This is a genomic window from Devosia sp. Z6_126 (assembly GCF_058133495.1).
In genome coordinates, this window is sequence record NZ_JBYUNO010000002.1 from 725,913 (window position 1) to 735,057 (window position 9,145).

Annotated in this window: 12 protein-coding genes; 2 read left to right on the forward strand and 10 right to left on the reverse strand. The window is 61.7% G+C overall.

Annotated features, from left to right (window positions below; translation table 11 throughout):
• Positions 1-5: 5 nt before the first annotated feature.
• From AC3YOG_RS10615 to AC3YOG_RS10635, 5 genes are all read right to left on the reverse strand, one after another.
• Positions 6-317, reverse strand: a complete 312-nt coding sequence (locus tag AC3YOG_RS10615; protein ID WP_127752532.1) for an integration host factor subunit alpha — start codon at positions 315-317, stop codon at positions 6-8.
• Between the two features lie 222 nt (positions 318-539).
• The gene (locus tag AC3YOG_RS10620) at positions 540-1,517 is read right to left on the reverse strand and encodes a beta-ketoacyl-ACP synthase III (protein ID WP_489935040.1); all 978 of its coding nucleotides are present in this window, start codon (positions 1,515-1,517) and stop codon (positions 540-542) included.
• Positions 1,514-2,584: a phosphate acyltransferase PlsX gene (gene plsX / locus AC3YOG_RS10625; protein ID WP_127752530.1), complete on the reverse strand. Its 1,071-nt coding sequence runs from the start codon at positions 2,582-2,584 to the stop codon at positions 1,514-1,516. The genes AC3YOG_RS10620 and plsX overlap by 4 nt, the downstream gene beginning before the upstream one ends.
• Positions 2,585-2,670: 86 nt before the next feature.
• Positions 2,671-3,216, reverse strand: a complete 546-nt coding sequence (locus tag AC3YOG_RS10630; protein WP_489935041.1) for a YceD family protein — start codon at positions 3,214-3,216, stop codon at positions 2,671-2,673.
• On the reverse strand, positions 3,213-3,740 hold the full coding sequence (locus AC3YOG_RS10635) for a ubiquinol-cytochrome C chaperone family protein (protein ID WP_489935042.1): 528 nt from the start codon (positions 3,738-3,740) through the stop codon (positions 3,213-3,215). The genes AC3YOG_RS10630 and AC3YOG_RS10635 overlap by 4 nt, the downstream gene beginning before the upstream one ends.
• Before the next feature lie 166 nt (positions 3,741-3,906).
• Here AC3YOG_RS10635 and AC3YOG_RS10640 point away from each other — a divergent pair, with 166 nt between their 5' ends.
• Positions 3,907-4,359, forward strand: coding sequence for an outer membrane protein assembly factor BamE (locus AC3YOG_RS10640; protein ID WP_127752527.1), 453 nt, complete (start codon positions 3,907-3,909; stop codon positions 4,357-4,359).
• A 54-nt stretch (positions 4,360-4,413) separates the two neighbouring features.
• Here the strand turns inward: AC3YOG_RS10640 and nusB are convergent, their stop codons facing one another.
• From nusB to glyA, 3 genes are all read right to left on the reverse strand, one after another.
• Complete coding sequence (nusB, locus tag AC3YOG_RS10645; protein ID WP_127752526.1) at positions 4,414-4,908, reverse strand: transcription antitermination factor NusB; 495 nt, start codon at positions 4,906-4,908, stop codon at positions 4,414-4,416.
• Between the two features lie 72 nt (positions 4,909-4,980).
• Positions 4,981-5,460, reverse strand: a complete 480-nt coding sequence (gene nrdR / locus AC3YOG_RS10650; protein WP_127752525.1) for a transcriptional regulator NrdR — start codon at positions 5,458-5,460, stop codon at positions 4,981-4,983.
• A 9-nt stretch (positions 5,461-5,469) separates the two neighbouring features.
• A complete protein-coding gene (gene glyA, locus AC3YOG_RS10655) occupies positions 5,470-6,771 on the reverse strand; it encodes a serine hydroxymethyltransferase (RefSeq protein ID WP_127752524.1) in 1,302 nt (433 codons plus the stop codon).
• A 184-nt stretch (positions 6,772-6,955) separates the two neighbouring features.
• Between glyA and AC3YOG_RS10660 the strand changes: the two genes are divergently transcribed.
• Entirely contained in the window at positions 6,956-7,372 is a 417-nt protein-coding gene (locus AC3YOG_RS10660) for a BA14K family protein (protein WP_127752523.1), read from the forward strand.
• Between the two features lie 42 nt (positions 7,373-7,414).
• On the opposite strand, the gene AC3YOG_RS10665 is transcribed toward AC3YOG_RS10660, so the two are convergent.
• Together AC3YOG_RS10665 and AC3YOG_RS10670 are read right to left on the reverse strand one after the other, a co-directional pair.
• Positions 7,415-7,621, reverse strand: a complete 207-nt coding sequence (locus AC3YOG_RS10665; RefSeq protein WP_489935043.1) for a DUF6898 family protein — start codon at positions 7,619-7,621, stop codon at positions 7,415-7,417.
• A 94-nt stretch (positions 7,622-7,715) separates the two neighbouring features.
• Positions 7,716-8,882, reverse strand: a complete 1,167-nt coding sequence (locus AC3YOG_RS10670; RefSeq protein ID WP_172122898.1) for a L,D-transpeptidase family protein — start codon at positions 8,880-8,882, stop codon at positions 7,716-7,718.
• Positions 8,883-9,145: the final 263 nt, after the last annotated feature.

Genomic DNA, 9,145 nt, shown 5'->3' on the forward strand with positions numbered 1-9,145 from the left:
ACGCCTTACTTTTCAGCGGTGACCATAGATTTGTTGATCTTGGATTTCAATACGTTGCTGGGTTTGAACACAAGAACCTGCCGCGGCAGGATCGGCACTTCCTCACCAGTCTTGGGATTGCGCCCGATCCGCTCGTTCTTGGAGCGTACCTGGAAGGAGCCAAACGAGGAGAGCTTCACATTGGAGCCCGAAATCAGCGCCTCCGAGATCAGATCGAGCACGCGCTCGACCAATTCCGCCGATTCGGTTCGGGACAGACCTACCGAGCCATAAACGGCCTCCGCCAGGTCAGCCCGCGTTACTGTCTTCTGAGTCATTCGCACCCCCGTTTGGACGTCAGGGCCGGCCCATGCAAACAGGCCGATTGCTTGCCTGCTTGTGGCGGCAGCACCCAGCGCGTTTCGCCCGGGCAGCGGCCACAGAACAGTGTTGCCACCCGCTCAGTTCACATGCTTCCAGCGATTGCCGCACCGGGCTCCTCCGGCCCGCCGTTAACACTAACGCCTTGAAACACCTCAGGTCAATGCAGCCAAAAAGGCTTACCAGCGAATAAGCGAAGCACCCCAGGTGAAGCCGCCGCCCATGGCTTCGAGCATCACCAGGTCACCCTCTTTGATGCGGCCATCGGCCACCGCAACGCTGAGCGCGAGGGGAACTGAGGCGGCCGAAGTGTTGGCGTGGCGATCGACGGTGATCACCACCTTTTCGGGGGGCAAGCCGAGCTTGGCCCCTGCCCCATCGATGATGCGGCGGTTGGCCTGGTGGGGCACGAACCAGTCGAGGTCGTCCACGGTGTAGCCGGCCTTGTCGAGCGTGTCGTAGACCACATCGGTGATCTTGCCGACGGCATGGCGGAACACTTCCGGCCCCTGCATGCGCACATGGCCGACGCCCTTGGTGGAAGACGGGCCGCCATCCACATAGAGCTTGTCCCAATGGTGGCCATCGGAGCGCAGGGCGGAGGCAAGAACGCCGCGATCGGGTGCGCCATCGGCGATTTCCACCCGCTCCATGATCACCGCACCGGCGCCGTCGCCGAACAGGACGCAGGTGCCGCGATCGGTCCAGTCCAGCAGGCGCGAAAAGGTTTCGGCACCAATCACGAGGGCGCGGCTGGCAAGGCCGTTCTGCAGGTAGCTGTCGGCAGTGGCGACCGCATACACAAAGCCCGAGCATACCGCCTGCAGGTCAAAGGCCATGCCGTGATGCATGCCCAGCTTCATCTGGACAAGGGTTGCCGCGGCCGGGAATGTGTAGTCGGGCGTCGTGGTCGCCACGATAATGAGGTCGATATCGTGCGGAGTCATGCCCGCAGCGGCCAACGCCTGCTGCGCGGCAGCAACGGCCAGATCAGAGGTGAACTGACCTTCGGCGGCGATGTGGCGCTCCTTGATGCCGACCCGCTGCTGGATCCACTCGTCGGAGGTATCCACCATCTTGGCCAGTTCGGCATTGGTCAGGATTTTTTCGGGCAGATAGGCGCCCACGCCGCGAATAATAGAACGAGTCTTGGTCACGCCGGGTTCGCCTCGGATGGTGGAGGTGGAGTTTCGGCAACGGCACTGACGGGGAAACGCTTCATGCTGTCGCCGATCTTATCGATCAGGCGGTTACGCCCCATTTCATAGGCAAGGCCCAGGGCACTCTTGTAGCCGATTTCATCGGTGCCGCCATGGGACTTGATGACAACGCCATTGAGGCCCAGGAACACGCCGCCATTGACGGTGCGAGGATCCATCCTATGGCGTAGCTGCTTGAGGGCCGACATGGCAAAGAGCGCGCCGATTCGGCTCATCAGATTGGCCTTGAGGGCGTTGGAGAGGTATTTGCCAACCTGGCGGGCGGTGCCTTCGGCGGTTTTGAGGGCGATATTGCCAACAAAGCCTTCAGTGACGACCACATCAACCGTGCCCTTGCCGATATCATCGCCTTCGACAAAGCCGTGATAGGTGAAACCGGCGCCGCTGGCATCGGCGAGGATGCGGCCGGCTTCCTTGATGGAATCGAGGCCCTTCACTTCCTCGGTGCCCACATTGAGCAGCCCGATGGTGGGGGATTCATGGTTGAATAGCGCCCGAGCGAGCGCCGAGCCCAGAATGGCGTAGTCCACCAGTTGGCGCGCATCGGCGCCAATAGTGGCGCCCATATCGAGCACGATGATGTCGGTGCGCAGCGTAGGCCAGATCGCCGCAATGCCGGGGCGCGCAATGCCTTCCATGGGCCGGAGGCAAAAAGTTGCCATGGCCATCAGGGCGCCGGTGTTGCCGCCCGAGATTGCCACATCGGCCTGGCCATCCTTGACCGCCTGGATGGCCATCCACATGGACGACGTGCCCTTGCCCTTGCGCAGGGCCTGGCTCGGCTTTTCATCCATGGCGATCACCGCTTCGCAGTGATTGACGGTGCTGACCGGCTTGAGCTCGGAGAACTCATCGAGCAAGGGGCTGATCTGTTCCTGGCGGCCATGGAAGATGAAGCGGCTATCGGGGTGCTCGCGCCAGGCCAAAAGCGCACCGTGGATCACGGCTCGGGGGGCGTTGTCGCCACCCATTGCGTCCACTGAGATGGTTATCGTGTCAGTCATTTCGGCCTATGGTTGGTCCCCGGAAGGCTCGGCGGCACCATACCCCACCATGGGGTCGGCGCAAGCCCGGCCAAGAGGGCAAGTTCTTATTTATCGTCGCCAGTCTTGAGCTGGCGCAGGCTCGCGAACGGCCCCTGATCTTCGGGGGGCGCCACAATACCCAAGGCGTCGAGGCTTTCGCCGGGCAAGCGCGGATAGGGGTCGATGGCCAAGGCCAGGGTCTCGATCAGCAAGGCGCTGAGGTCAACCTCGGGCCCGTCGATGTGATCGGGAAAATCATCATCCTCGAGGTCGATGAACAGTTCCGAGCCGGGCGTGGCCTTGTGGGCCTGATCGGGCTCAGGCAGGAAGACGCGGTCCACCGGCTCGTCGATCTCCTGCACCACTGGCTCGAAGGTCACGACGGAAGGCTGCACGATGCGCGCGGTCAGCCGTCCGAGCACCCGGATGCCGCCGCGCAGTGGGGTCGCCACCAGTTTGGCGGCGAATTGCTCCACGGCAGATAGCTTGAGTTGCTCGGCCAGCGCAGCGAGTGCTGCGGCTTGGGGGTGAACCTCGATCTCGCGGCCCGTTGCAGGCAACCGAACCACCCGGATCACTGCGTCGATAATGGGTGCATCAGTATGCTTCATGCCGCATCCTCAAAGGAAATCTTGCCGGTAGTGATCGCCTGCGTCGACTGGCCCGCGAGAGCCGCATCCTGGGCCAGCACGTAATCGGCGAGCGCCGCTACCTGTGCCGGCTCGGCGCCATCGAGCACATTGCGCGTCAGCACCGATTCCAGTTCCGCACGATCCTTGCTGTCGATGGCAACATTAAGGGCAGCCAGCAAGCCAAAGAAGATATTGCCCATTTTCTGGATTTTCTTGGGGACAGCCATGTCGCCGACGCCCATTTCGCGCAGGGAGCGGTCCATGTCCTTAAAGAACAGGTCAAACACTGCCTGGCTGAATTCCCTGGTGGGCGCATCTTCCGAGCGCAGGCGGCGAAACAACAGCGCCAGATGCAGGCTGATCATGTCGAAACGCCCGGTGACGGTATCGGGCACGCCCCAGTCGCGATAGAACAGCGGCTGCCGGGATTGAGACACAATGGCGCTATAAACGGCGTAAACGGGCTCGGCAGCAGGGTTCTTGCGGAACAGGGAGAGGATCATGGATTGCGCTCAGCGTCTTGATCGGTCAAACACGAAGCAGGACCTGCGGACGGGTGATTGCCACCTTGCCAGATTGGCGCCTTGGCAGGTACACATTTCGGCGGCCGGAAAGACCACGAATTCGTGGGGACGGCTATAATCGAGTGCCATCTGGAAAGTCAAATTCATGCCTGTGCGTTTCGCCCTCGGACCGATGATGCCGTTTGCTGCCGCCGCTGTGATTGCCGTGGCACTTGCTGGCTGTACCGGTAGCAGCACTGCCTTTGTCAAAAACCGGACCCAGGGCTATGAAATTTCGGAAAGCGCGCTGGCGCAGATCCGCGTCGGCCAAAGCAAGGAGCTGGTGACGCTGGTGCTGGGATCGCCCCAGACCACCAATACCTTTGGCGACCAGTCGGCCTTCTACTATGTCGAAACCAAGGTGCAGCAGACCAATTTCGGGCTGACCAACATCAAGTCCCGCACGGTGCTGGTGGTGTATTTCGACAAGAACAACAAGGTGGTCGACAAGGCGGTGTATTCGCTGGCCGACGGCAAGACGGTGACCATCGAGAGCCGCCGTACCCCGTCGTTTGGCGAGGATCGCTCGTTTGTGGATTCGATCCTCAATTCGTTCTGAGGCAAGGCTGCCCCAGTGACACAAAAGCCCCGGGAGACCGGGGCTTTTTATTGGCTAGAGCGTTTCGCTGAGGTTGTTGCCATGCTCGCGCGCCATGGCATCAAGCGTGGCATTGACCAGCCCGCTGGCATCGTCCTCGTAGAAGGCCTTGGCCACATCCACATATTCAGTGATGACGACGCGGGGCGGAATATCGCGGCGGCGCAGCAGTTCAAAGGCGGCGGCGCGCAGGATGGCGCGCAGCGTGGCATCGACGCGCTCCATGGGCCAGCCTTCGGCCAGCGCCCGATCAACGGCAGGATCGACCTCAAGCTGGTGCTTGGCGACGCCAACTACGATCTGGCGGAAAAAATCGGCGTCCGCGGGCAGATACTGCTCGCCCTCGATCTCGCGGCCGAGATGAAAGGCGCCGAACTGCGCGAGGGTGTCTTCCAGGCTCTGGTGCCCGACATCCATCTGATAAAGCGCCTGCACCGCTGCCAGCCGGGCAGCACCACGCTGATTGGCGGGTCGGTCGGTTTGCGGGTCGCGTTTGGGGGCTTGGGCCATGAGGGGGTAACTCGAATGGGGGGTGGCCGGTTCATTGCGCGTCGGAAAAGCGCGACCGGGTGAAACACGGGATCAGTCTTCAGGCAGTGGCGGGCTGCTGTTGGCCTGCGCCAATTCGGACAGAAACGAGCGGAAGTCGTCGGCAGCCGAGAAGTTCTTGTAGACCGAGGCGAAGCGGACAAAGGCCACGTCGTCGAGCCCCTTGAGCCCTTCCATAACATATTCGCCGATCTGGTCGGAGGTGACTTCCACATCGCCGAGCGATTCGAGCTGGCGCACGATGCCCGAGATCATGCGCTCGATGCGCTCGGGATCCACCGAGCGCTTGCGCAGGGCGGTGTAAACGGAGCGGGCCAGCTTTTCGCGGTCGAAGGGGACCTTGCGGCCACTCTTTTTGACCACGGTTAGGTCGCGCAGTTGCACGCGTTCGAAAGTGGTGAAGCGGCCGCCGCAGCCGGTGCAGATGCGCCGGCGCCGGATGGCGCCGGAATCTTCGGTCGGGCGGCTGTCCTTGACCTGCGTATCGTCGTCGCCGCAATAGGGACAGCGCATGCCTAAGCCTTACTGGTAGATCGGGAAGCGGTTGGTGAGGGCGACGACCTTGTCGCGCACCGCGGCTTCGACCATGGCATTGCCCTCTTCGGAATTGGCTTCACGCAAACCATCGAGAACCTCAACGATGAGATTGCCTATTTCCTGGAATTCAGCGACGCCAAAGCCGCGGGTGGTGCCCGCAGGGGTGCCGAGGCGAATGCCCGAGGTCACGAACGGCTTTTCCGGATCGAAGGGGATGCCGTTCTTGTTGCAGGTGATATAGGCGCGGCCAAGCCCCTGCTCTGCCCGCTTGCCCGTGGCGTTCTTTTTGCGCAGATCAACCAGCATCAGGTGATTGTCAGTGCCGCCCGAGACAACATCGAGCCCGTGGGACTTGAGCGTTTCGGCCAAAGCACGGGCATTGGTGACGACTTGCTGCGCATAAGCGCGGAACTCGGGCTGCAGCGCTTCCTTGAAGGCGACAGCCTTGGCGGCGATCACATGCATCAGGGGCCCTCCCTGCAGGCCCGGGAACACGGCGGAGTTCACCTTCTTGGCGATGTCCGCGTCATTGGTGAGGATCATGCCGCCGCGCGGACCACGCAGCGATTTATGCGTGGTGGTGGTGACCACATGGGCATGCGGCACTGGGGAGGGATGGACACCGCCGGCAACGAGACCGGCGATATGGGCCATATCGACCATGAGGTAAGCGCCAACCGCGTCGGCGATTTGGCGGAAGCGCGCCCAATCCCAGAAGCGGGAATAGGCCGTGCCGCCGGCCAGGATCAGCTTGGGCTTGTGCTCGTGGGCCAGGCGCTCAACTTCGTCCATATCGAGGAGGTGATCGTCGGGGCGCACGCCATAGGACACGACGTTGAACCACTTGCCGCTCATGTTGACGGGCGAACCATGCGTCAGGTGCCCGCCCGAATTGAGGTCGAGGCCCATAAAGGTGTCGCCGGGCTGCAGCAGCGCCAGGAACACCGCCTGGTTCATCTGCGAGCCGGAATTGGGCTGCACATTGGCAAAGCCGGCGCCGAACAGCTGCTTGGCGCGCTCGATGGCGAGGTTTTCGGCAATGTCGACAAATTGGCAGCCGCCATAGTAGCGCTTGCCCGGATAGCCCTCGGCATATTTGTTGGTCATGATCGAGCCCTGGGCTTCAAGCACAGCGCGCGAGACGATGTTTTCCGAAGCAATCAGCTCGATTTCGTGCTGCTGCCGACCCAGTTCGCTGCTGATAGCGCCCGCGATTTCAGGATCGGTTTCTGCCAGACCGGCGGAGAAGAACCGAGGAAAGAGCGGAAGAGAGGCAGCAGCGCTCATGGCGTACTCCAGAATCCAAGATATTGGGTTGTGGTGGGTGGTATGGCGCAGCCTGTAGCACAAAGCGCGGGCTCAATCCAAGGGCGCGTTAGCTATTCGCTTATGTGACGCAACTTGCGGGCCGCTGGATCATTTTAGCAGTTGGAGACCGGATAGGCCGGCCACGTGGGGGCAGGAGTTTATCATGAAAACCATCTTCAATACCGTAGGCGCCGTAGCTATGGCCGGCTTGCTGGCCTTTTCCGGATCGGTCCCCGCCGAGGCGCAGGGCCTGTTCAGTCGCCATGATCGCGGCTGGCACGATCGCGACTGGCATGATCGGGGCGACTGGCGCCCGCGTCGGCATCATCATCGCGGCTGGCGCGGTAATGGCGGTGGCGCAGTTGCCGCCGGTGTGCTGGGCTTTGGCCTTGGCGCAATCGTGGGCGGAGCGATCGCCAACGACAATCGCCGGGGTGATCGCCTGATTGGCCCAGTATATGATTACGGGCCGTCCTATAGTGCCCATGTGCGGGCCTGCTATGCGCGCTATCGCTCCTATGATGCGCGCACCGATACGTTCCTCGGCTATGACGGCTATCGTCACCGCTGCAATCTCTAGCAGCTAGCTCCTCCAAAAAGCCCGGGTTTGCCGGGCTTTTTACTAGAACAGACGTGGTGCTGCGGCGGGCGCCGGCGTTTCGGCGAGGCGCCGGCGAAGTTTGGCGAGCGCGACTTGCTGCATCTGGGTGCGGGTTGCGGCGGCCGGTGTGATCACCACGACCTCGGTCCCAGTGGCGCTGTCGATGGCCGCGACGCGCATCTGGGCGCCAACCTGAACGAATTCAAACAGAACCTGAACGTCGTTCATCTTGTCTCCGGGCGGATGCTACTCCCGCCCTGCCCTCAATTGTGGACCATACAAAAAAGGCCCTCCCGAAGGAGGGCCTCGATAAGTGCGTCGCTTAAGCTTCGAAGGTCGTCTTGCCCTGCGCGTCGAAGTTGTAAACGTCATCGCGGAAGCTGACCGTGCCCTGCCGGTTGGCCCAGGCGGTGATGTAGGTGGTGTGGATCGGCACCTGACCCTCGCACTTGACGTCGAGACGTTCGAGCGACTCGAAGGTGGCGTTGACCCGGTCCTGGGTCCAGTCACCATTGTCCCGCAACAGCCAGCTCACCAGCTGATGCACGCTTTCGACGCGCACGCAGCCCGAAGAGTGGAACCGTGCATTTTCGCCGAACAGGGCCTTGGTCGGGGTGTCGTGCAGGTAGCAGTCATAGGGGTTGTAGAAGTTGATCTTGCAGTGGCCCATGGAGTTCGCGGCGCCTGGCTCCTGGCGATACATGTAGTTCACTTCTGCATCGCTGATATTGGCCCAGTTGATCGTGGCAGGATCGATCTTGTTGCCCGAGCCATCATAGATGAAGATGTTCTGCTCGGCCAAGTAGTTGGGGTTTTCCTGCATGTACTTGGTCAGGTCCTTGCGGACCAGCGACTTGGGCACGTGCCAATAGGGATTGAAGTTGATCTGGCTGATCTTGCTGGCCATGATGGGGGTGGCGCGATCGACACGGCCGACCACGGCGACGTGGCGCTGCTCGACCATGCCGCCAGCAACCGCCTCGATGGTGGCGGCGGGGATGTTGACCACCACATAGCGCTCGGACAGGTTGGGCGCGAGGTTCTGCACCCGCTGGAAGTTCAGGTAGAGCTGGTTGAGGCGCGTCTGGGCGGGAACGTTGAGGGCGTACCAGGTGGGCTCGTCGATCTTGCCGTTGACGATGAGGCCGTGGCGCGCCTGGAAGGTGCGGATGCCGCGATCGGTGACTTCATCGACCACATCATCGACATTTTCCACCAGCGCCATATCGCCTGACGAGATCAGGCGGCGCTTGAGCGCGATGGCCGGCTTGCCTTTCTTGCCGCTGGACAGGCCATAGGCTTCCTGCGGGACTTCTTCCCAGCCGCCGGCGGCGACAAAGGGCTCATACTGGGAGATCGCCAGTTGCAGATTATAGGCCGTATCAAAGGACAGGATCGGCTCATTGGTCGCAATCAAGGCTTCGGCGGCGGCCGTGTTGCCGTCGGAGTCGATTTCGCGCAGGGTCCGATTGCCCGAGAACAGATCCAAGATGCTGCCGTCCTGCGCCCAAACGGCGGAAGGAAGGGCAGCGCTGGCTCCGGCAACGGCCATGGACCGGAGGAGTGAACGTCGATTCAACCGCATCTAAACACATCCAATTTTCCCGTCGCGAGTTGCGAGGGGTCTTACCATCGTGTTCCGCAGCCCACCGCCAGGGTCACCCGAACGGGCGAGCTTTAGAATTCAGGAACCATCATTACGCGGGAAATGGTTTCAACCGCGTAACCAGCGCTGTGTCGCCAGTTTGCGGC